Source organism: Vibrio paucivorans (genome assembly GCF_054053395.1).
In genome coordinates, this window is record NZ_CM133231.1 from 632,189 (window position 1) to 655,027 (window position 22,839).

Annotated in this window: 17 protein-coding genes; 5 read left to right on the forward strand and 12 right to left on the reverse strand. The window is 44.8% G+C overall.

Features of this window, described 5'->3' with window-relative positions; translation table 11 throughout:
• Positions 1-7: 7 nt before the first annotated feature.
• The 3 genes from ACXABW_RS18080 to ACXABW_RS18090 form a co-directional block, all read right to left on the reverse strand.
• Complete coding sequence (locus ACXABW_RS18080) at positions 8-484, reverse strand: RNA-binding S4 domain-containing protein (protein WP_457526735.1); 477 nt, start codon at positions 482-484, stop codon at positions 8-10.
• 96 nt (positions 485-580) lie between these two features.
• Positions 581-1,465, reverse strand: a complete 885-nt coding sequence (locus tag ACXABW_RS18085; protein ID WP_457526737.1) for a LysR family transcriptional regulator — start codon at positions 1,463-1,465, stop codon at positions 581-583.
• A 43-nt stretch (positions 1,466-1,508) separates the two neighbouring features.
• Positions 1,509-3,158 carry a response regulator gene (locus tag ACXABW_RS18090; protein ID WP_457527135.1) on the reverse strand — a complete coding sequence of 550 codons (1,650 nt, stop codon included), beginning with the start codon at positions 3,156-3,158 and terminating at the stop codon, positions 1,509-1,511.
• 282 nt (positions 3,159-3,440) lie between these two features.
• On the opposite strand from ACXABW_RS18090, the gene ACXABW_RS18095 reads away from it, so the two are divergent.
• From ACXABW_RS18095 to ACXABW_RS18105, 3 genes are all read left to right on the forward strand, one after another.
• Positions 3,441-3,863 carry a PPC domain-containing DNA-binding protein gene (locus ACXABW_RS18095; RefSeq protein WP_457526739.1) on the forward strand — a complete coding sequence of 141 codons (423 nt, stop codon included), beginning with the start codon at positions 3,441-3,443 and terminating at the stop codon, positions 3,861-3,863.
• A gap of 265 nt (positions 3,864-4,128) precedes the next feature.
• On the forward strand, positions 4,129-5,853 hold the full coding sequence (locus ACXABW_RS18100; RefSeq protein WP_457526741.1) for an EAL domain-containing protein: 1,725 nt from the start codon (positions 4,129-4,131) through the stop codon (positions 5,851-5,853).
• A gap of 128 nt (positions 5,854-5,981) precedes the next feature.
• On the forward strand, positions 5,982-7,313 hold the full coding sequence (locus ACXABW_RS18105; protein WP_457526743.1) for a GGDEF domain-containing protein: 1,332 nt from the start codon (positions 5,982-5,984) through the stop codon (positions 7,311-7,313).
• A 68-nt stretch (positions 7,314-7,381) separates the two neighbouring features.
• Here the strand turns inward: ACXABW_RS18105 and yejF are convergent, their stop codons facing one another.
• From yejF to ACXABW_RS18125, 4 genes are read right to left on the reverse strand one after another with little or no spacing between them, the layout of a single operon-like run.
• A complete protein-coding gene (gene yejF / locus ACXABW_RS18110) occupies positions 7,382-9,004 on the reverse strand; it encodes a microcin C ABC transporter ATP-binding protein YejF (protein ID WP_457526745.1) in 1,623 nt (540 codons plus the stop codon).
• Positions 9,005-9,006: 2 nt separating this feature from the next.
• On the reverse strand, positions 9,007-10,047 hold the full coding sequence (locus ACXABW_RS18115; protein WP_457526747.1) for an ABC transporter permease: 1,041 nt from the start codon (positions 10,045-10,047) through the stop codon (positions 9,007-9,009).
• Positions 10,047-11,135, reverse strand: a complete 1,089-nt coding sequence (locus ACXABW_RS18120) for a microcin C ABC transporter permease YejB (RefSeq protein ID WP_252031318.1) — start codon at positions 11,133-11,135, stop codon at positions 10,047-10,049. The genes ACXABW_RS18115 and ACXABW_RS18120 overlap by 1 nt, the downstream gene beginning before the upstream one ends.
• A gap of 11 nt (positions 11,136-11,146) precedes the next feature.
• A complete protein-coding gene (locus ACXABW_RS18125; RefSeq protein ID WP_457526749.1) occupies positions 11,147-12,964 on the reverse strand; it encodes an extracellular solute-binding protein in 1,818 nt (605 codons plus the stop codon).
• Between the two features lie 665 nt (positions 12,965-13,629).
• On the opposite strand from ACXABW_RS18125, the gene ACXABW_RS18130 reads away from it, so the two are divergent.
• Positions 13,630-14,367, forward strand: coding sequence for a GntR family transcriptional regulator (locus ACXABW_RS18130; RefSeq protein ID WP_252031324.1), 738 nt, complete (start codon positions 13,630-13,632; stop codon positions 14,365-14,367).
• A 69-nt stretch (positions 14,368-14,436) separates the two neighbouring features.
• Here the strand turns inward: ACXABW_RS18130 and ACXABW_RS18135 are convergent, their stop codons facing one another.
• A complete protein-coding gene (locus ACXABW_RS18135; protein ID WP_457526752.1) occupies positions 14,437-15,432 on the reverse strand; it encodes a linear amide C-N hydrolase in 996 nt (331 codons plus the stop codon).
• 379 nt (positions 15,433-15,811) lie between these two features.
• Between ACXABW_RS18135 and ACXABW_RS18140 the strand changes: the two genes are divergently transcribed.
• Positions 15,812-16,828 carry a helix-turn-helix transcriptional regulator gene (locus tag ACXABW_RS18140; protein ID WP_457526754.1) on the forward strand — a complete coding sequence of 339 codons (1,017 nt, stop codon included), beginning with the start codon at positions 15,812-15,814 and terminating at the stop codon, positions 16,826-16,828.
• 88 nt (positions 16,829-16,916) lie between these two features.
• Here ACXABW_RS18140 and ACXABW_RS18145 read toward each other — a convergent pair whose 3' ends face one another.
• The 4 genes from ACXABW_RS18145 to ACXABW_RS18160 all read right to left on the reverse strand — a co-directional run bounded on the left by ACXABW_RS18145 (position 16,917) and on the right by ACXABW_RS18160 (position 22,762).
• Complete coding sequence (locus ACXABW_RS18145) at positions 16,917-18,227, reverse strand: lysine N(6)-hydroxylase/L-ornithine N(5)-oxygenase family protein (RefSeq protein WP_457526756.1); 1,311 nt, start codon at positions 18,225-18,227, stop codon at positions 16,917-16,919.
• 71 nt (positions 18,228-18,298) lie between these two features.
• Positions 18,299-20,065: an IucA/IucC family protein gene (locus ACXABW_RS18150; protein ID WP_457526758.1), complete on the reverse strand. Its 1,767-nt coding sequence runs from the start codon at positions 20,063-20,065 to the stop codon at positions 18,299-18,301.
• The gene (locus tag ACXABW_RS18155; RefSeq protein WP_457526759.1) at positions 20,065-20,985 is read right to left on the reverse strand and encodes a GNAT family N-acetyltransferase; all 921 of its coding nucleotides are present in this window, start codon (positions 20,983-20,985) and stop codon (positions 20,065-20,067) included. Before ACXABW_RS18155 ends, ACXABW_RS18150 begins: the two co-directional genes overlap by 1 nt.
• Positions 20,978-22,762 carry an IucA/IucC family protein gene (locus ACXABW_RS18160; RefSeq protein ID WP_457526761.1) on the reverse strand — a complete coding sequence of 595 codons (1,785 nt, stop codon included), beginning with the start codon at positions 22,760-22,762 and terminating at the stop codon, positions 20,978-20,980. The genes ACXABW_RS18155 and ACXABW_RS18160 overlap by 8 nt, the downstream gene beginning before the upstream one ends.
• Between the last annotated feature and the right edge of the window lie 77 nt (positions 22,763-22,839).

Here is a 22,839-nt window from a genome sequence, read left to right on the forward strand (position 1 = left end):
AGCTGAGTTAGAAGAAGTCGATAGAGTTACGACCGCTATCTTTGTCTCGTGTCGGTTTACTGGCCGACTCTTTTTTCTTATTAGTTTTTTTAGTCGAACCTTGCCCCGACTTTTTGGAAGAAGATTTAGCAGAAGGCTTGTTGTCTTTCCCTTTAGGCGCTTTTTTCTTAGGTTCAGGTAACGGCTGGGTAAGTTCCGGCTCTTCTGTCACTGGAGCATCGCACACAACAACATAGTACTCTTGGTTGAACTCAAAGAAATCGCCATCGTACATCTTACGTCGTTTACGTGTTTCCAGCTCACCATTAACCGCTACATACCCTTCTGAGATAATGTGCTTTGCTTCGCCACCACCGCCAACCAAGTTTGCAATTTTAAACACTTTGTATAATTCAATGGGCTGAGATGAGACTTCGATGCCAATCGCTTCAATCTCAATTTCTTCGCCATCGTACTGCTGTTCTTCGTATTCTTCTTGGTTCATAAGGGTTCTATCAATCAACTTGGGAGGTGGAGTGTATACCCTACCCACTCTTAAATAAACTCATCTTCAGTGCTAAATATAGACACCAGCCCATAGTTAAAAGATATGTTGCTTGATCTTCTTAATCAATAATCGGTGCAATGGGTTATCACGATTAGCCAGTTTGTAATTCGCCACTACGACCGGCAGCTCATCAAAATCCAGCTCTGCAGGTAACTCAACACAACGGTAACCATCAAATGGTTTATCGATTTGCGGTAGTAGCGTCGCCCCATTGATTTCGCGAATAACTTTCAACAAGCAAGTGATGTTATCCACCACCGCACGTTTGTTGATTTTCAATCCTTTCGATTCGAGAAGCCTTTTGGCTATTGGTTTGTTATCGACCCAGCCTTTCATTTCCATCAGTACAAACGGCATCTTAAGCAGCTCGTCAAATGACGTTTCTTCACACTGGTCGGAAACAACAATCGCAGGCCTAAACTTGCCAATATGATGTTGATACACAGCTTTTGTTTGTTCTTCATTGAAATACTGCACGCCAACATCAACATCATTGGCTAGGATATCCCCTACAGAACTGTGAGACCACGTGGTGATTTTGACAACTGCGTTTGGAAAAGTTTCCATGAGATCCATTAGCAAGGTATCCCCTACTAAATATTGCCCCAAGCTAGGCAAAGCGATCACGATGTCTTTCTGGTAAGTTTTCGGGTCGAACTCATCTTGAACAACAGCAGTATTGATCATTTCCAACCCAGAGGAGATTTTTGGTAGCAGCTCGAGCGTAAAATCGGTCGGCTCAAACTCGTGGGCTCCCCGAACAAACAGAGGGTCGCCGAGTTGTTCGCGCAATTTAGACAAATGCTTACTAACAGCACTTTCTGTTTTACCGAGCACCTTCGCGACCGGTTTCAGTTGGCGGTGCTTATCGAGCAGGATAAGAACGATCAGTAAGTTTAAGTCCAGCTGAGATTTCATGCGTAATCCTTCCTGAATGGAACAACAATCATCGAATGTAGACCTAAGTGGCGCAGCTAAGCTCGGTATTGAACCTGTGCTTGGCACGCTTCGCAGCTTCTAAACCAATTTGTCTCTCTTGAGCAGTCAAACTGGCCGAATAAGCGATCAAACCTTCACAATTAAAGATTAAATCTCGAACCTGCTCTGCTTCCAAGTTTCTCGGTAACGCTCTACCAATCAAATCTATCAGTGCTACGGCAGCGTGTGCCGACAGTGGCCTTGCCTTGAAAAAGTTCATTGCGACGTTCAGCGCCCGCTCTATATCGGACTCTTTCGCCTCGTCGATAGACAACAAAACCTTCTGTTGCTGACGATGTTTCTTTCGTTGCCACTGTGCAATGAAGTCAAACTTAGCGCGACAACACAAGCTCATCAGGTTACTGTCCGTCGATTCAGGTAAATGCATTTTCACATGCTGGAAAATGCGATTAAACCATTGATGATTATGAGTTATATACAGAAGATATAGTAAATACCAACTGCTGTCCAAATCCAGTTCAGTATAGTTCTTTAGCAAGTTGTTGAGTTTAATTCGAGCCACTTTGGGGTTGTTGTCGACGATTTCCAAATGACAATCGACAATGCTCAATGCCAACAGCTTGTTGTCATCATTGATGCGTTTCGACATTTGGTATAGATCGTTACGAATCTCTTGAGTTTTCAAACTATGATTCGACGTTGACATCTGTATCTTCATACGGAACACGTCCAACTGGACGGCGAGCACGTCGCGGAAAGTGTATCGCACCAGCTTAGCGTGGAGTAAGCGATCAACAAATGCCCGTTCAAAAAGCCCAAGCGCTTCATTTAGTATCGCCCGACCAGCAATACGGTCCGCATTGTTATGAGTGAGCGCCAGCGATTTAGATAGCTGTAAGTGCGCATCATCAATTCGCTTTTGCTTTAAGTAGATGCGTGCGTAGGCTTCCATGACTCGCGGCGTTGTGCCATCGCGTTTCTCAACCCATTGATTAAGATAATGCTCTGCCTTTTTCGGTTGCCCAAGCGCTAACAACGCATCTACCGCTCCGAGTATTGCCCAGTGGCTGGCATTACGGCGCAAACATTTTTTATACAGATCTAAAGCAAATTCAAAATGCTGATTCTTGATGTAATAATCGCCGCGAAGACGTAAGATGCTTTTCTCGTACTCCGGTGTTTGTTTTAGCGCACTTTCAAAGACTTGTTCTACATCTTCGATCGGCATTTCGCTATCTAGCTCTGACAAGTACGCTAGGTCTTGTTTTCGAGCGCATACGTTCGCAAGGCGACGCTTTAATTCAAACCCGGAGTAAGGCTTTAACACATATTCATCAGGTTCTGATTCTAATATTGTCCTAACTGCGCTCGGCTGCGTTTCACCTGAAAGCATTACAAACGCGCCATGCGGAGGAAGTAACTTTTCCGCTCGAAACTCGTCGAGTATTTGCTTACCGTTTATCTGAGAGCAGAAGTTGTAGTCGCAGATGACAACATCAACTTGTTGAGTTCTCGCCATCGTCAGCATCGTACGCACGTCTTTAGCGGACACAATAAGGCGAGCACTGAAACCCATTTCTCTCAACACGAGCTTAAGGTTGGAGAGAACCAATGGGGAATTATCAGCAATCAGCACTCTAGACTTGCTAAAGTTTCTAACAACACCGGACATACGACTTAGGAATTTGGGCAAAAATTGCCGCTAGAGTATAGAAAAGAAACAAGGATCAAAATGGTGCTTTTTTAAGAGTTTTGTCAGGATTTACGTACCCATTCATTCAGCAAATTATTGAACCAAAAGGCATTTACACAGCATCTATAAAACTCGCATCAGAACACTCCTAAAGAGGTAGTTTGACAATTTATAAGTCAAGTCTATCGATATTCACTTATTGTTCTGGAGCGGCTTAAGATATTATCCATCACATCAAGCACACTAAGCTCAAGAAGAACTATGATTTCTCCTATTGCTATTCGGCTAGAAAGAGGAACCGACCTCAAACAAGCGATTCAAAAACTGGTTCACGATCGTAAAGTTACGGCTGGAACCGTTGCTTCTTGTGTCGGTTGCTTGTCGCAGCTTCAGGTGAGACTAGCCGGAGCGCAGCAATCGCTAACACTTGAAGAGCCGCTCGAAATTGTCTCGCTAATGGGAACGTTAACGCCTGCGCATCAGCACATACACATTTCCGTTTCTAAACAGAATGGTGAGGTTATTGGCGGGCATCTGCTGAACGGTAGCATCATCGACACCACCGCCGAGTTAGTCATACACAGTTACACTGATTTACAGTTTGATCGCGCGTTTGATCCGGCCACGGGGTACACTGAGCTCACGGTTTCATCAATTGATGACACAAATCCCACCAGAAAGTGATCTAACCTCAAACCTGATGAGATGAACTGTTGATTCATCTATCGGTTATGATATTACTGGTAACAATAGTTTCATCGAATGTTGGTATTCTGCGTTAAGAATCTGCAGCTTACCTAGCTATTCACTAACAGGCCTGCCAAAGGATTTGGCCGATAAACCGAAGGAGCTTGCCTATAAACTGGCAAGATAGAATGACAATACATGCCTACTTACCTAACACCTTTACTCGTATTGTCTCTCCTCAACGCCCACTGTTAGTTTCTTGATGCTGCCTCTTTCTAAAGTCGACACATTATCGCAAGCACCTCTAACAGGTGCAGACTTCGATGCGTTCATGGATAACCACTTTATTCATATGTTCGACGTGTTTGTTGAAGGTGTTTTTTACTTATCCCATAAGGGCGATGTGTTCTTTTACAACCCGTCGTTTTATGCCCAATTTGGTATCACTTCCGGCCATATTCACTTCGATGATTGGCTGGAGCTAGTACACCCTCTCGATAAGGCGATTTTCCAACAAAAAGTCGATGACCATATGCAGACTGATGAGTGTAAAGTCACGACTCAGTATCGTGTCCGCATGTTAAACGGGCAGTATCTTTGGATTGAAGGCTCTTCGATCACGAAAGTCAAAGACGGCAAAACCTTTATGATCGGATGCCATCGCGATGTATCCGATCAAAAACTCATGGAATCTTACATTCAACAGGCCGCTTTTCGAGATAGCGCCTCTGGTTTATCCAATAGAAGTAAGCTGCTGATCGATATCGAGGAAATTGTTCACACCAACGACAGTGAGTATTCGCTGGTTTATATCCAAGTCGATGATATTAAGTCTTACATCAACCAGTACGGCCCCGAAATATTAAAGGAGCTGCTTGATCACCTTATTGCAGCGTTGCAAGATCTACCCGATGACTTTGCCGATTACTATCGGATACGTTCTGATGATTTTGCAGTACTAGTTAAAGGCCATTACGAAGGTGATGAACTGAGACACCTCGGAGAGCGAATTATGGAGCAGTACCATAACTCGTTGTCTGACAATGAACATCTGTATGGCAAGGATATTAGCTTAGGTATCTACCCTAATATCGATAAGAACCTTCCTGCTGAAGAGATTGTAAAAATCGCTTGTCGCACCTGCCAATTTACTGGTTCAACAACTGGACCTAAGCTAGCGATATACAGTGGCGACACGCAACGCAAAGTAGAACGCCACTTTTTTATTGAGCAGAGCCTGAAGAAAGCCATTAAAAACGACATTATCAGTGTTAAGTTTCAGCCAATCATTTGTGCGCAAACAGACCGCATTGCAAGCTTTGAAGCGTTAGTACGTTGGCGAAGCAAAGAATTTGGCGAAATTTATCCAGACGAGTTCATTCCGGTAGCAGAAAAGAAGCGCTTGATTGTCGACCTAGGGTACTTAGTTTTTGAAAAGGCCTGCCAGTTTATTCATCAGTACCACCAAAAGCACTCTCGAGAGGTTAGAGTCAACGTTAACGTGTCGGTGCTGCAACTGCTTAACAGCCACTTCCCTGAAAGGGTAAAAACTATTGCAGAATTGGCAAACGTCCCAGCCAAGAATATTGTACTTGAACTCACTGAAACCTTTATTCTGGACGGCAACAAACACGCTTTAGAGCAACTGAACAAGTTAAGTGGTTACGGGTTTAAGCTGTCACTTGATGACTTCGGTGCAGGCTACAGCTCACTAAATAGCTTCTTCGATTTACCACTCGATCAAATCAAAATTGATAAGTCGATGGCGTGGCGTTCATTAGATAATGTCGCTTCACGCGAATACCTCCGTTTTGTCACCCAGCTTTGCCGTTCGAACAACGTTGATATCGTTGTTGAAGGTATAGAAAATGCTGAAATGCAGCGTAGTTTCATAGAGATGGGAGTTTCCTACTTGCAAGGCTACTGGCTATCAAAGCCCCTCTCACTGGCAAGTGCGAGCCGCTACACACTTAATCAATATAAGTAGCTACAACCGCTTTCGAACGACACTTTGTCACAAAACCGTCACCGTCAAACTCTAGAATAGAAATGCTTACCCAGCTATGAACAACGGATTGTTTAGCAAGTGCGGTTTTGAGGTTTGGTTTTCTAACTATGGTTTTGTATTACACGCGAGCACTCAGCAGCTCTTCTGGTATCGAACTCCGCTGTTTTCTCATCATGCTACTCGCGATCTTTGTCATTAATACTCCTGTCAGTTATCTCAAACGGGATAAACAAAATGACATCGCGTTTCAGCTTCAGACCATCAACGATACTCTTATCCAAAGAAAGCATCATATCGAAAGCTTAAACTCATTGCGTAGCACCCAACTTGCCAAACAATACTTCGAGTCGCCTCTGGCATTCGATGACCTAATTGACAATTTGCTGGCCGGCCAAAACCTGATATCTGATATTCATATCGTGTCTACTAACCCAAGTTCAAGCTATCGTCATCAAGGTCTGATCCACTCCTTTAACCCGTTTTTCGCATCACCTCAAAACAGCCACAGCTCACAGGCTTTTATCGAGCCGAGCAAGCTCAGTTATACTCAGTTTTCCCCTATCTATGCCAACACTCAACACATTGGCTACTTGGTGGTTGAAGTCGCGCTCGATGAGTTTGCCAAGTCGACTAGGAATAACATTCTTTTGGTTGGCCCTAGTGGCTTTGTCTATGCAAGTAGTGCCCCGTCTCATCGTAGCTCTTCTTCCATCAGCAATACCGAAGTGGATTTATGGGAACAACTTAGCCGCAGTAGACGCTACACGGGGATGCTTGAAAACAGCGATGACTACTTTATTTATCGTAAAGTAGAAATGCTCAACGATAGTACTGCGTATCTGATTAAAGTGGTCGATAAGACAGAATTCATTCCCAAGTACTTTTACCTGATTCTAGGCTTGATTACGTTAGCGTCAGGCTGTGGCTACTACTTGTATAAATACCGCCGTGAGCATCAAGCATTGAGTAAGATCAGCTACCAAGATGAACTTTCTGGGTTGTATAACCGACACTATCTACGTAAGTTGGAGCAACGCTCAACTTTGCGCTATCAAAGTTACGTCGGGATTTTTGATATCGACCACTTTAAGCAAGTGAACGACAAATATGGACACGACATTGGCGATCAAGTGATTAAACGCGTCGCCCAAGCGATAAAAGTAAGAATTCGCGACAGCGACTACGCATTTCGATTTGGCGGAGAGGAATTTGTTGTCATCATACATACCGATTCCAAGTCAATCGCAGCGCAAATTTTCGAGCGTATACGAACTGATATCGCTTCAATGAATCAGGCACCGAATGTCACCATCTCTGGAGGGTTTAGCCCAGTGGTGAGTTCTTTGCCTCAATCTTTAAAACAAGCCGATCAAATGCTGTATAAAGCCAAGCAAGGTGGGCGCAATAAACTTGAAGCCTATTGCGACAAAGCAGCGTAATATTCACCGTCATATTTTTCAAAACACAACGGCCCCGAAACATTCGGGGCCGTTATTCTGTAAGAAAGCTAGAAAGATGACAGCGAAACTAGCTCCCTAGTGTATTCGTGATTGGGTTGTGTAAATAGCGACTGAGTTTCTCCTTGCTCGATTATTTCTCCTTGCCTCATCACAATCGTGTAGTGACACAGAGATTTCACGACATTTAAATCATGACTAATGAACAAGTAAGTCAGGCCATATTTGCTTTGTAATGACTTGAGAAGATCCAAAACCTGAGCTTGAACGGTTCTATCAAGAGAAGACGTAGGCTCATCCAATAAGATAAACTCCGGTTTCAAAATAAGCGCTCTAGCAATCGCAATACGTTGCCTCTGCCCGCCGGAAAACTCATTTGGATAACGATGACGAGCACTTGGGTCTAGGTCCACCTCGTTCATTACATCGCAGATGAGCGCATCCAGCTGTTCTTCATCATATTCGGCATGAACACGTAGCCCTTCTCCTATCACCTGTGCAACCGACATTCTAGGGTTAAGCGCTGAAAACGGGTCTTGGAATACCACCTGCATCTTACTGCGATACGGCAGCATACCTTTACGATCTAAATTTTGTAGCTCCTGCCCTAAGTACGCAATAGAACCTTCAGAACTCACCAGTTTTAAGATCGCCATTCCTGTGGTCGATTTGCCCGAGCCACTCTCTCCCACCAAACCAATCGAATGCCCTTTCTTCAACTCAAAAGCCATATTGGTTACCGCTTTCACATGGGATACCACACGCTTAAATATCCCGCCTGTAATAGGAAACCAGACTTTCAGATCTTGAACATTAAGTAAGGTTTCAGAGCCTGTTTTGACCTCAACAGGCAAGCCACGCGGGTCGGAATCGATCAGTTTTTGCGTGTACGGGTGGCTAGGTGAGCTAAAGAGCTTCTTACATTCATCCACTTCCACCAGCTCACCGTTTTGCATCACAGCGACGCGATCGGCGATACGACGGACAATGCTCAAGTCGTGTGTAATAAACAGCATCGCCATGCCAAGTTCTTTCTGTAAGTCCTTCAATAGGTCAAGAATTTGCGCTTGAACAGACACATCTAGCGCCGTAGTAGGTTCATCTGCAATCAGAAGTTCAGGTTCATTAATCAGCGCCATCGCGATCATAACGCGCTGCCTCTCCCCACCAGACAGTTCATGAGGGTATGCATTGATCTTTATTTCCGGATGGCGGATACCCACTTTCTCTAACCAGCTGATAGCTAATTGCTCTGCTTTTTTAGTTCGCATCCCTCGATGAATGGCGAGGGTTTCAACCAACTGCTTACCGACTTTGTGGAGTGGGTTGAGTGATACCATTGGCTCTTGGAAAATCATGCCAATCCGCCCACCACGGATACCTCGTAACTTGCGCTCCGAGCAAGAGAGCATGTCGGTACCATCAAACTTGATGTTGCCTTCAAGATAATGAGCTGAGCCTGTAGGAAGCAGCTTGAGTACTGAATTAGCCGTAACAGACTTTCCTGAACCACTCTCTCCTACTAATGCTAACGTCTCGCCTTTTTTGATCGACAGCGACACTTTGTTGGTCACCTGCTCCACTTTTCCGCCACGGCCAAAACCAACAGACAAGTTTTCAATACTCAGTACAGTGTCATTCGACGGAATGTTATCCAATACGGTTTGTCCCATGATTATCTTCCTTGTTGGTGCGGATCGAAGGCGTCACGTACCGCTTCACCAATAAACACCAGCAAAGTCAGCATCAGTGAAAGTACCATGAAAGCAGAGATCCCGAGCCAAGGGGCTTGCAAGTTCGCTTTACCTTGCGCCAAGAGTTCACCTAAAGACGGAGAACCTGCAGGTAAACCAAAACCAAGGAAGTCTAGTGAAGTGAGAGTGGTAACAGAACCAGACAGAATGAATGGCATCATGGTCAACGACGCGACCATCGCATTTGGCAGCATATGGCGCAACATAATACGTTTATCATCGACACCCATCGCTTGAGCTGCACGCACATAGTCGAAGTTACGACAGCGCAAGAATTCAGCCCGCACAACCCCAACTAAGCTCATCCAACTAAACAGCACCATTATGCCGAGTAGCCACCAAAAATTAGGCTCTACAAAGCTCGATAGAATAATCAGTAGGAACAAAGTTGGCATCCCAGACCACACCTCTATGAAACGCTGCCCTAGTAGATCTAGCCAGCCACCGTAGTAGCCTTGAGTCGCACCGACCACCACGCCAATCACGCTTGATACTATGGTCAGAACAAAACCAAACAGTACCGAGATTCGAAAACCGTAGATGATCCGAGCTAACACATCTCGGCCTTTGTCATCCGTCCCCAGCCAGTTAACGGCATCAGGGGCAGAGGGAACCGAGCCTACAATATTGAAATTAATTGTGTCGTAACTAAATCGAATCAGAGGCCAGATGATGAAACCTTTCTCTTCAATTAAATCCGTCACATAGGGATCGGTGTAATCCGCTTCGGTTTCAAACTCACCGCCAAATTCCGTTTCCGCATATGGCTTAAGAACCGGAAAGTACCAAGCTTGGTCATACTCGACCAACAGGGGTTTATCATTCGCAATCAGCTCAGCAAACAAGCTAAGCACGAACAAAATCCCAAAAATCCACAGCGACCAAAGCCCTCGTTTGTTGGCACGAAAACGCTGCCAGCGGGCTTCGTTAATTGGGTTTTTATGTTTCTTTTTTAACACCATTAACGCGCCTCAAAATCAATACGAGGATCAACCCATGTATAGGTTAAATCGGAAATAATACTCAAAATCAATCCTAGTAACGTCATGATATATAGGGAACTAAATACAACGGGATAATCACGTTGTATGGTTGACTCGAATCCAAGCAAGCCAATGCCTTCAAGTGAGAACATCACTTCAATAAGCATTGAGCCAGTAAAGAAAATACTAATGAATGCACTTGGGAAGCCGGCAATAATAATCAGCATTGCGTTACGAAATACGTGTTTGTACAAGATGCTACTTTCATCCAAACCTTTGGCACGCGCAGTAACAACGTATTGCTTGTTAATCTCATCAAGGAAGGAGTTTTTGGTTAGCATGCTCAGCGTCGCAAAGCCACCAATCACCATCGCCAGTGTTGGCAACGCTAAGTGCCAGAAATAGTCGATAACTTGCTGATACCACGTCATCTGGTCGAAGTTCGCTGAAACTAGTCCGCGCAATGGGAACCAACTGAAATAGTTTCCACTCGCAAAAAGAATGATCAGAATAATCGCAAATAGGAATCCCGGAATTGCGTAACCAACAATGACAACAGCACTGGACCAAATATCAAAACGTGAGCCATGGTGAATCGCTTTCATGATCCCCAAAGGAATGGAGATCAGGTAGATAATCAACGTACTCCACAAACCCAGCGATATTGAAACGGGTAAACGCTCTACAATCAGATCGATTACGTTACCGCCTTTAAACAAACTTTCACCGAAATTGAAGGTAGCGTAATTTTTCAGCATTTCGAAGTAGCGTTCATGGATAGGTTTATCGAAACCAAACTGCTTTTTTATTTCCTCCACTACTTCGGGATCAAGCCCTCTAGAGCCCTTGTAGCCCGAACCAGAGACATCCTCAAATGCCGCTGTGTCAGCTGAGCTTCCTCCACCAGTGATTCGGCTCATTAAACCAGACTCAAGCCCCTGCATTTGAGCAATCGCTTGTTCAACTGGCCCTCCTGGGGCCACTTGAATAATAAAGAAGTTAATCGTGATGATTGCCCATAAGGTGGGCACGACCAGTAACAGTCGTCTAAAAATATACGCGGCCATTACTACCTCGGTTAGCGTCTTTTCTTAGGTAGCTTGGCTGCTTTCTCTTTAGAGACCCACCAAGTATCAAGACCTAACTGGTAATCAGGGCGAATTTCGGGACGTTCAAATTTATCCCACATTGCCACACGGTATTTACTAAAGTGCCACTGAGGCACCATGTAAAAGTTCCATTGCAGCACACGGTCAAAAGCACGCCCTAGTGCAAGTAGCTTTTCTGGGTCTTGCTGATTTTTCGCAATCTGCTCGGTCAAATAATCCACCGCAGGATCGATCACCCCAGCCGTATTATAAGTTGAATCGATAAACTTAGAGTTCCATACAATCATCAAATCAGAGCTAGGGTATGGGTTGGCAAAGTAGCCCGATGAAACCATATCGAAATCCCGATCACGCAAACGCTTAATGTACTGAGTGCGATCGACTGTTCGAATTTTCATGTCGATTCCCATCAGTCTTAGGTTCTTTTGAAATGGGATTGCGTAAGTTTCAACATTTGGGTTGTAGATAAGCAGTTCAAAGCTCATCGCCTCCCCTGTTTTGGTGTTAGTCATCACCTTATTTTTGAGTTCCCACCCTGCCTCTTTAAACAGCTTGAACGCAGTGCGCATTTGGCTGCGAATGCGGCCTGAGCCATCCGTTTTTGGCGGCTGATATTCTTGGGTATACACACGTGGAGGGATTTTGTCTTTGATCGGTTCTAGTACTGCTTTTTCTGCCTCAGACGGCAAACCAACAGACGCATAGTCCGTGTTTTGGAAGTAACTGCGAGTACGGCTGTTTTCGCCGTAGAACAGGTTTTTGTTCATCCACTCGAAATCGAGCGCATAATTAATTGCTTCCCGAACCTTAGGATCTTTGAACACTTCAGTTTGAATGTTGAATACAAAGCCTTGAGCTGATTGAGGTTGCTGGTGTGGAATTTCTTCTTTCTTGATGTAGCCTTTATCAAAGTTTACTCCCGTATAGGAGTTCTCCCAGAACTTAGGCTCACTTTCGGTTCGAATATCAAACTCACCCGCTTTGAAGGCTTCCAGCATCACCGTATCGTCGCGGTAGTAATCGTACTGCACTGTCTCAAAGTTGTTACGTCCGACATTCACTGGTAAATCTTTTGCCCAGTAATCTTTCACAAGCCCATAAGTCACACTTTGCCCAGGCTTGTAATCAATCACTTTGTACGCGCTGCTTCCTACTGGTGGCTCGTTCAAAGGTTCAGAGAATTTTTTATCCTGCCAAAAGTGTTTTGGCAACACACGGGTAGACTGCGCAAAACTAAACAGCTTCTCACGATCTGGCTCCGACATTTCAATACGAACAACAAGATCAGACTTTGCGGTCACAGACTTAATCGAACTGTAATAAGCGCGATACTGCGGTACCCCCTCGGTCATAAACTTATCGAAAGTAAAGGCTACATCATGGGCTGTAATTGGCTTGCCATCGTGGAAACGAGCGTTAGGGTTAATATCTAGCTCAAGCCACATGTAATCGTCTGAGTAACGAACATTGCTGGCAATCAGTGGATAATAAGCGTCTATTTCATCACTTGGTGAGAACATCAACATGTCATAGATATTGCCACTACCTGCCGCAGCAACACCGCGAGACGCATAACGGTTGAAGTTGTCGTATGTCCCCATTTGGCCATAAACGACTTTGCCATATTTAGGTGCATCAGGGTTAACGTAATCAAAATGGGTAAAATCCGCGGGATACTTCGCCTCGCCAAATCCAACCAGTGTGGTGGTCTCTATTACCTTAGCGTGCAAGCTTGCACTTAACATCAGTAAGGTAAAACCCAAAATATTGCGCTGCTTTCGCTTCATGCACCTCTCCCTTTAACCCTTTGTGCCCACCCCTAAGTGGCTTCAGCCATTGGTACTGAAATGACACAGTAAATATCAATTAATTACTATTAATAATTCAAATACTTGGATAAGTATATACCCAAACAACACCATGATGCTCAGTTCGACGTGAGTTACCCTATCTAAATCCGAAAACTTTGCTCTAGTCCAGCGTAATGGGTATAGACATTAAAAGCGGCTTCAAATTCCGATTAATCCCACACGAGTTGGATAAGTTTCAAACAACTCGAATTCCACGCCCAACATGTTGGAATTGAGATCACATGTTGAAGTGAAACTAATTTCATTTCACTCAATAAATTTGAGCAATTTTAATGCAGCGACTAAATTTGATGAGTCGTCGAACAAAACTCGTTTGCCTACAACGTCAGCTTTCATAAAAACTATTGGCATAAAAATATTGGCTCTAAATGCTTCCATCCGCCTCATCACTTTGATGAGGCGTTTTTCATTCCATCAATTGACCGCGAGGTCAGTAAATCCCATGGCTCGCACATATTGAGCGCATTCGCCAAAATTCTGGCTATTGAGTCACACTTCTTAGTTTGTATAGCCACATGTATACAAAGTGAAGTAATATTGTTTTATGAAATGTCAGATATTTTTGAGGATTATCGACACCAATGGGAAACCTGAAAAACTCGGTAAGTAAGAACATCAAAACTAAGGTCGCAGGGCAAACACAAGATGACGTTGTGTATTGCCATATCTTCGACGCGATCCTTGAGCAACGCTTACCACCTGCCACAAAACTGAGTGAAGAAGCATTAGCAGAAATTTTCAGCGTCAGCCGAACGATTATTCGCCGTGCATTATTACGCCTTTCGCTAGAGCAAGTTGTCGTTATTCGTCCTAATCGCGGAGCAATGGTGGCAGCGCCTACCGTGGAAGAAGCGAAACAGATCTTTAAAGCACGTGAAGTGATGGAGCTCGCGATCACTGAATTAGCGGTTCAGAATGCGACTAAAGCACAAATTGATGAATGCCGAAAGTTAGTTGTTAAAGAAAACGAAGCGTTTGACCAAGGTGATTACGGTAGTGGATTACGTTTATCTGGTGAGTTTCACATCAAGCTAGCCGAGATGGCAGAAAACGCGCCTTTACTGGCATTCCAGCGCAGCTTGGTATCGCAAACGTCTCTATTGATTGCACAATACGAGACTGGCAGTCACTCTAACTGTTCTTTAGATGAACACACCGTACTACTTGATGCGATTGAGGCTGGTGATGAGGAGCGCGCACTTGATCTTATGCAAGAGCACTTAGGGCATATTCGCTCTAAACTGAACCTTGATAGTACCTCTGCGTCCAACGATCTCCACGTTGTGTTCTCAAACGTATTAAAAAGCAACAAAGCTTAAAACCATAATAACTGAAGAGCCCCCGAACGTTCGGGGGCTTTTTTGTTCTAGGCTGCGCTAAGGAGATAACTAACTGCGCGGTAGATAAAGTGGCTTTTTAACTGTCTTTTCAGAGCTTAGCAGCTCCTTAAAATTCCATTCACTGTGATTCCAGTCTTCACCCGTATACTTGAACACCACGTCGCCGGACTCTAAGTTGTAGGTAATCGTGTATTCCGTAGCGTAAGTATCCATGCCATCTTGAGGGCGATAAGCCGCTTGCTGAGGCACCTTGAATGCCGTGCCTTCTACCGCCATCATTGCTTGCAATGGTGAATTGGCACTACGAAGCTGTGACACAAAATACTTTGCGAATACAAACCGTTGTTCAGAGTCGGTATTACCCGCATTGAGCTGAAACTGACTACCGTAGCCACCAAAACCTTCCAACTGTTCTGATTTCTTCTCCCATGCCGCCAGCAGCTCGTTCTGACTCGAGTTAGTCACTACCTGAGCATCTTCGCCGCGATACACCTTAACGCCGTTTTCATCATACTGAATCACCGCGCGATCGCCTGACTCATCAGAAATAATATAATGCCAACGCGGCGGCTCTTGCATACCCGGAATGGAAGTTAAACCAATTCGAATGTCCTTAATGTTGTCGACGACTTGCTGTACGTCATCGTAATTTGCAAGCAGGTACCCTGCGAGTTCATTCTGGCTTAAAGTCGTTTCATTCCCTTCTGCCAATTGCATTCCACGATAATATTGCACGCTGGCCTGCAGTCCATGTTCATTCACCCCTTCTCCTATCAAGTTTCCATACGCAGCAATGGCAACAAAAGCATTTTTCACTACATATTCGCGGTCAGCGGTATCGTATCCGTGGTAGTTACGTTTTTCTCCTGCGGCTACTTTAAGCAACAATGGGTGAGTCGACTCCATCCAATCCATTGTTCGAGTGACAACCACACCCTGCGGGCTATCCCAAAATACATTTGAACATGCACTGGCGATAGTAGAAGCGCCTAACGCCGATAAAACGCAACTGGCAATGGCTGCTTTCTTCATCAAACTTTTCATCACTGTCCCCTATTTAGGTTTTGGTCAATTAATCTTGATGAATTCAACATAGACCACGATCTGGGACTTTTTCTTGAGCTGTTCTAGCTGTAACGCACGTTGACGCATTGAGTTAAACACTTGGCGTGTTGAGTCAAGCAGATTGATAACTAACTCCAGTAGCCAACCCCAGAAGTTTGATCTAACTTTTATTCGACACGTATCCTTTGCTGACAACGTTTGGCATAAATTCAAAACATTAGTGGTTTAAAAACTAGCTAAATCGACAAAACCTCTCTTAAAACCGCTGTACTTAATGTGTTGATGTTTTTATATTTATGACAAACACAACAGCAATCATGGCTTAATTAGACAATAAAAAAGCTGCAAAGAGGCCACAATGCGCGCTACCTCAGAGTACAACGATCATCGTTATTATCTGCATTCGGGTTGGGTAGATCTGTTGATACAAGCAGGTCGGAACTATCAAGTCGAGTTAGAGTCATTGAATAGCTACCAAGAGTTGCTGGAGTCGAGCCTAAAGCACCCCGATATTCGAGTAGTACAAAAGTTTCATCAAGAGTTGATCGAAAACAGCCAGTTTGACTTAAGTATTGAAGCGGCAAAGTGTGCAACGCCATTAACGTTTGATAGTTTCTCCGTTGCTCTGTGGTCTTCACAAACATTGCATCAATGCTTACAAAACCTTTGTGATTACTTCATTGTGCTCGCTCCACAAGCGCATCTTTCACTCGTTGAAGACGGAGATAACACTGAGTTGTGGATCATCAACAATCGAACCCCTGACTCATACACCGTCACTCAGACAGGTATTTCATTAGTCGTATGCCTAATCTTGGAAATGCTACGGACTCTCAATCAAGGTCAATCGGTTCCTTGCCGACTGTATGCCCCCTTCCATCACTATCCCCAAGCCCTAGTTGATAAGTTTTGCCAACGTTATCGAGTGCCGGATATCGAGAAAGGTCCGATACGGAAGATTGTTTTTCACCGCGAAGCGCTCAAGGCGGTTTCCCCATTCGCTCATGAACAGCTTATGGAGCACAATTTACTTAGAGTAAAGGAACAAGCGGCCAAGCTAAGTAAAAATGACATTAGACTGCAAGTTTGTCGCGTACTAGACGAGTTAGAAACTCTGAGAGGCATCAATGTGGACTTGGTGGCAAAAAGGCTATTAACCAGTTCGAGAACTCTAAACCGTCGCTTGGCTGATGCTCAGACAACATTCAAAACGTTATTGAACAACTACCGCCTAGAGAAAGCACTCACGCTGCTAAAAAATCCAAATAACAACATGACAGAAATAGCCTTTCAGCTTGGTTTTTCTGAACTCAGTTCATTCACACGCGCATTCAAGCGTTGGACGGGAGAATCGCCAAGTGAAGTGTCACCTTAGATATACAAATGACATTGTCACTTAATATGTAGCAGTTTAGATACCAACTCACTTCCTAAAAAGTGAGTTGGTTATTTATGGTAGGCCGTTACGCTTCAACCAGTTCTTCAATAGTTGCAGGGCTAATCCACTCAATCATGCCTTTACCCGAATCAATATCATAAAGTGGCTTGCCCGCTAATCGGTTGATGATTCTAGCGCTACGCCATGCCATCAAGCTTAACTGTGGCTCAGCAATCCCGTGGCTATGCATACCAGCGTTGACGGCGAAGATCTTATTGCTACTTGCGCCCTGCCATTTCAATTCGAAATCTGGCGTCATTTGGTAACGGTTATGCTCATCCAAATCGAGTAGTGGCAGAATGGAGTCTAGACAAGCAGGATAAGGCGCTTTGAAACCGGTCGCGAGTATCACAATATCGGCTTGATGCAGCTCGTTTTGGCGACTTAACGCGTTACCAATTGTCATGTGATATTGACCGCCCACATCTTTCATTCCCTCTAACGTACGGTGTGGTAATAGGCGAACCCATTTATCTTCCTTAAGCACATCAAATCGATGGTAAAGCTCTTGATAAATCTCTAGCAACGCCTTTTGCGTCACGCCGTCAGAGGTAAGTTTTTGCGCCGTGACTTCAGCACTTTTCACTGAAGCTGGCAGTCCAACAAATGCGTTCACGTAATCAGGTGTAAAGAACTCGTTGGTAAACGATGCTTCATCTAGCGGTTGGAAGTTTGAACGGCGTGAAATCCAATCAAGAGACGCCACTTTACCCCATTTGCTTCGAAGCACATTGAGAAAGATGTCCGCCCCACTTTGACCACCACCAATAATTGCAACTCGCTTGCCAGTAAAGTCACGCTCTCGCAAACCAACCTCTGCCGCATGAAAGACTCGGTCGCCGATAAAAGGTGTTGCACAATCTGGCATCGACGGAACTTTCCCCGTACCAATGCAAAGGTTGTTTGCATGGTAAACACCTTGATTGGTCTCCAGCTCAAAGTGGTCACCTTTATATTCTACGTGCTCGACTCTGGTAGAAAATTGAACGTTATTCAACTGATGCGCAGCCCATGCCAAGTAGTCCGAGAATTCATGTCGACTGATACAGTTCAGCTCCGCCGATAAGAATCGGTAGAATTTTTTGTTCTTTACCAAGTAAGACAAAAACGAATATGGGTTTTCAGGGCAGACAGCGCTGACGAGATCTTTTAAAAACATCGTCTGCATGTTGGTATTGTCGAGCAAAAGGCCTGGGTGCCAAGCAAAGCTGTCTCGGCTTTCAAAAAACGTTGCATTCATTTGCTGCTTTGGCGCTAATAAAGCTGCGATGCTGAGGTTAAATGGGCCAACTCCGATACCCGCCAAATCTAATTTAACGTTGTTAGTGCGTTCCATGGGAAACGATCCTTATTAGTTGATTTAAGCGCTTAACACCCCGTTAAGCGCCATTTCAGCTCTTCGGCTGTTTAGTTTGAATTGATTGATAAATACAGTGGGTTGTCGAGCATGTCGTCCGTGTCAGGTAACATGCGCGAAGCGCTAGAATCAGTACTGTGTCGAAACTTTGCTAGATTCAATCCAATACGTAGAATCCTCGGTTTGAACAAATCAAATGCTTGATAACGACTTTGGTAGTCGGGATGAGCATCGATATAAGCCTTCACTCTTTCGCCCAATAAGGCATAGAACTCGGGTTCGCTGAAGCCCAGTTTTTCTACCAATGGTGAAATGAAGCGCAGCACCGTAACAAAGTGACCTGTTTGCAGATCATGGATAATGAGATCTTCTGGAAGCCTTGTCGTCACTTGCTTAACTGAGTCACAAAGAGTGGATTGTTCAGGATAATCCGACTCAACCAATCGCATATCGCCTTGAAAATCTTTAAGCAATATTCTCTTAGGCTGGCTGTTTTCCAGCACTAGAGTGACATTTTGACCATGGGCAATCAGCGACACACCGTATTTACAGAGCAAGTGATAGTAAGGGACAACAACGGCATCAAACAGTCGCGTTAACCAACCATGCATCGAGAGGCCAGAGGCTTTAACATATTGCTCTATCAGTGGGTTACCGTCATTATCGCTTTCCATCAAGGCGGCCATTAGAATGGCACTTTCACCCTGCTTTAGCTTCGATTGAGCCGACTCACGCCAAATGACACCAAGCAGCTCATGGTAGCGATAAGGCGCTTCCTCAAGCTTTGCATAATCTTGCTGTGCAGCAAATGCCGCTGCTGGCTCTTGCAACACTTCCGCTTGTTTAGAACGAAGTAGTTCATCTTGCTCAAATACTGAGTGAATCCAATCCGATGCCGTTGGCCCCGCCAAAATATATCGGCCCGGAATACCTCGGTAGCAAGAGGTGTTCATCACAGTAAGCGGCAGTTTAATATCAAAGTTATTTGGCCTTGTTTGATTGCTTAACGTGCGAAGCGATAGCTGCGGTAAGAAATCATCACCGTGAGCCCCGAGGTAAATCAATTGCTTTTCCGCTAGCTCTTTTACAAATAAAAGGGATAGCTTTTTCTCCCACTGCCACGGATGCACTGGGATGAAACAATATTCCGCAGGCTCGACATCTAGAGCGGCCAACTGAGAGTTCATCATGTCAAGATCGGCTGCTCTTACTGCACTGCTGACTAACTGCTGCCAGTTCACATCTGCATTCGTCGCGCGTTGGACAATCTCGTTCTGGACCGCTACCCAATCGAGTTTAAAGGCTCGCTGAGACTCTGGAGCATAGCGATGTAAATCATCGCTTCCCCACCCTCTTCGGCCTTTGTTGAACGCAAACTTTGGATGGCCATCAAAGTAGGTTTGCTGTACTTCGCAAGAGAGAAAAGCGAAAGCCTCAGCAGTTAAGCCTTCCTTGCGACGCATTAGCTTACAATCACCAAGCAGTGTTGCATTCAGGTCTGCTAAATGTTCTGCCATAGCCTCATCAGGCATGTTCAACATTGGTTGAATGTCCCTCATGAAGTGCGCGGAAGAAAGAGACGTCGGTGTTCCATCTGCGTCGAGCCGAATCAGTGATTGAGGCTCAATGACAACTTGCCCCCAAATATTAGGTTTGCCCATGAACTGATAAACCACACCTGAATCGAGTGTGAGAGAGTAACCCTTCCCAAGAGGCACAAGCTTAAATGCTTGCTCATAAGCAAACTCACTGATCATTTTTGCCACCAGCTTGTGATTGGCAATCGACCAGTATTGATGAAGCGCAGTTTGATCCATTACCACTGCTCCTCGAAGAATGCCCCACGCTCAAGCATCAATAACGCAGAACGCTTGTGCGGAAAGTTAAACTCAAAGCACTTGTTGTAGCCCATTGGCACGATTCGGTTGAATAGGCGTTGGTTGTCATGGCGCGGCTCCAACACAATTCTCTGTGTTCTGGCGTCGTCAATAAACAAATAATGGCTAATTGCTCTCATCCAACAGTTAAAGAACTTAGGTCCGCGAAAAGCGTCTTCACCAACCAACAAATGAATTCCGCGATCGAATGCCGCCACATCGTAATATGGGCTCAATCTGTCTTCCGCTACCCAATAGGCTTCAATGTAGCCAAATGGTTGCCCATTAAACTCACCAATTAATGGCACAATATGAGAATCGGCTAATCGCTCTTGGGCAAATTCCAATAACTTTTCTTGGCTCCATGCCTGCTCCCAGAAGTGGGCAACACGTGGATCGTTCATCCATTTGGTGAAGCGTTCCATGTCTTTATTGACATCAAATACGCGAAACGAAACGTTCAGTTCTGCTTGGCCGTCGAATCGCTGATAAACCGTACCTTCTGGCATTGATGGACGCAGAGGATGATGGCGATACCGAGCATCAGATTGTACCTCTACAAGCGGAAACAAGTCAGAGCGCTTATGTTTGATCCAGTTGAAACCACTTTGATAGAACGCAGACTTATGAAGTTCATGACCAGAAAAAATAGGTAGCTCCGCTTTCAATTTCTGGCTTACGTTGGGCGCATCACACTCTACTACTACCGTTCGCAATTCTGGGTTATGGATAAACAGCTGATCGATATCTTCAACCACACCTTCAAGTATCCCATCAAGGTTGATGTCTCCATCCTGAAGAGTGACGACAATACGAGGCTGTGGTGTTTGCTCAAAAACAAAGGTACTGAAATCATGCATGGCTCAACTCCTTAACTGTGGCGAGAGGGTTATCTAAATCGAAATAGATCACCGATGGATCTGGGATGGAGTTTTCGTTGAAGTTTTGCAGATAACAGAAGAAATTCCCCTTACAGCACAGAGCGTCGCTATTCAGTACATAACGCAAGCACTTGTCGTCTTTCACACCTGAATCCAGCAATTGGGCTAAATGGTCGTGCAGAATTTCAATCAGTTTCGCCTCTGATATGTCACATCCCGCAGACAAGCTACTAATCACATTAAATGTCGAGTTGATGATCAGGTAGTAAGCGAAATAGCGCCTTACTTTGTCTTCATTCCAGTAGTTTTCAACATCCTGCTTAGCATCTGACAATTGCTCACTAAACAACTCAAACGCTAGGTCGGTGTAGCCCGTCCCTTGGCAATCACGGTAATACATCCCAACTGGCAAGCCCTGTTCCAGTTGCATCACTATGTTCTGTTGATGAGCAAGAAAAACGACGCCATAGTTTGCTTGCAGGTTAAACAATGGCACGACAGTGTGTTGGCAGTAAGCACTGAACCAATGCTCAGCGCAATCCTGTATCGAGGTCGATGTTTGCGCTGCAAGATGAGCAACTCTCGAAGCCAGAAGACTGGAACCTCCATAAGGGTTTTGCTGGGTTAAAGTAGCAAGCACCACCGCTTCCTGCTCTGGTGATTGCTTTAATGGGTTATCACGAAATGCCACAAAACTTTCGTCAACAGCGTTGCCTTGTAGATCAACTAACCCCAGATAGGCAGGTTCTTGCATAAGCTGGAACCCTTCACCATTGCCCAGATTTTCGCTTAGCGAAGTACTCTCAAACAAGTTATTGAGCCGAGTACCACGGATCACCTCTTTCAGCGAAAGGTTGCGAATAGAGTTAGTCAGTTTGACACTTAAAGAGAACTTCAGCATGTATGGAAGGTTTGGTGCGTAAAGGGACCGTGTCGACGAAGTAGGATACCACTCAGCGCCAAACTCACCCAAAACACGAAGCTTGCCTTGTTCTAGGTACGTTTGTATCGATTCTAGCTCAGACATCACCTGCCACTGCCATGGGTGTGCTGGCAGTAATACTTCATCACGTTCAAGAACATTCTCGACAGCTTGCTGCAAGGCATGGTCGTGGCATAGTAGCTCTTCAATTCGGCTATCTACCGACACGCCAGCTGAACTTCCAGCCAAAGTAATATCGCGAGAAGCGGCCAACCAAACAAGTGGGAAACACGCACCAAACTCAGGCGTATACTTCTGAGCGTCTTGCTGACTGAATTGTTCTCGGCTTTTCGGTGCAGGGTGAAAAGAGTGGCCAATCAGTAGTCCTTGTTCGGCGGTAGAAAAGTTGAGCGGCCCCTGAAACAGAGCCTCACCGTAGGGGCTGCCCTCGGCCGCAAGGCAAGTGTTGGTATAACTTTCTCTCACTCGGTCGATGAATATTTGTTTTTGCTGATCGGAAATAACACCGACTAACGCAGGCTCTTCAAGAATGAGTTCAATCAGCTGATGAAATGTAATCAGTTCAGAATCTTCTCCTTGAGCAGTCGTTACCTGCGCTGGAAACTCATATTCGTGCCCTCCTAGCAAGGAATAATGAGCAAGTGGAATATTAATCGTACGTCCTTGGGACAAAGGTATTTGATACTGAGTACCAGTCGTTCCATGCTGATAACTGATATGGTTGCATTCCCTCGCTAACGCGTTGAGAAAACAGGCCGCAGGGGCATCGTTGCTAGCCAACATCCGATTGAGCTGATCGTTATGACGATTCATTATCTTTCTCCGTTTTAAATTACGCAAAAGATAATCATTCTCATTATTATAAGCAATCAGTTTATGTGCTACATATG